Genomic DNA, 682 nt, shown 5'->3' on the forward strand with positions numbered 1-682 from the left:
GTGCCATTGACCGTATCACTATTTACTGCACCAGCGCTTAAGGTTCTACCATCACCACTTAACGCCACCGAATAACCAAATTGATCATCCGCAGCTGCACCATCAATTTCAGTCACAAACTGCCAGACGTTGTCAATATAACGATAAATACGGACATGCCCAGTTAGACCATTATTATGGCGTGAGCTAATCGCAAGGATCTCACCTTTACCACTGATTGAAACTGACCAACCAGATTGATCACCCGCAGCCTCTCCATCTATATTGCCACCTAATTGTACCCAGCTTGAGCCATTGTAACCATACACGCGAACTTGCCCACTATTGCTACCATTGGCATTGTCATTAAGCCGTGCACCAATCGCAACTTTAGATCCATCATCTGTTAATGACACTGAATAACCAAAATTATCATCCAATGCTTGACCTGTGATTGCACTACCAACGAGCACCCAGCTTGAGCCATTATAGTTATAGACTTGGACATAGCCATTGCCAACAGCAGGAGAGCTCGCACCAATTGCTAGCGTGTTACCATCCTGACTTAAGGACACACTCTTACCTAAAATATCGCCTGCGGCTAATCCTTCAATGTCTAAACCAAGCTGTGACCAAGTGCCACCACTATAACGATAGATTTCAACCTGTCCGCCATTATTATTGCCATTGCTGTCATTAAGTG

1 protein-coding gene is annotated in these 682 nt (G+C 44.6%); it reads right to left on the reverse strand.

Annotated elements, in window-relative coordinates; translation table 11 throughout:
- A partial coding sequence (locus DNJ75_RS15115) for a hypothetical protein (protein ID WP_206609144.1) occupies positions 1-682 on the reverse strand: 682 nt, incomplete at both ends.

Origin of the sequence: Cysteiniphilum litorale, assembly GCF_003428165.1 — a bacterium.
In the GTDB taxonomy this organism is placed as follows: Bacteria; Pseudomonadota; Gammaproteobacteria; order Francisellales; family Francisellaceae; genus Caedibacter; species Caedibacter litoralis.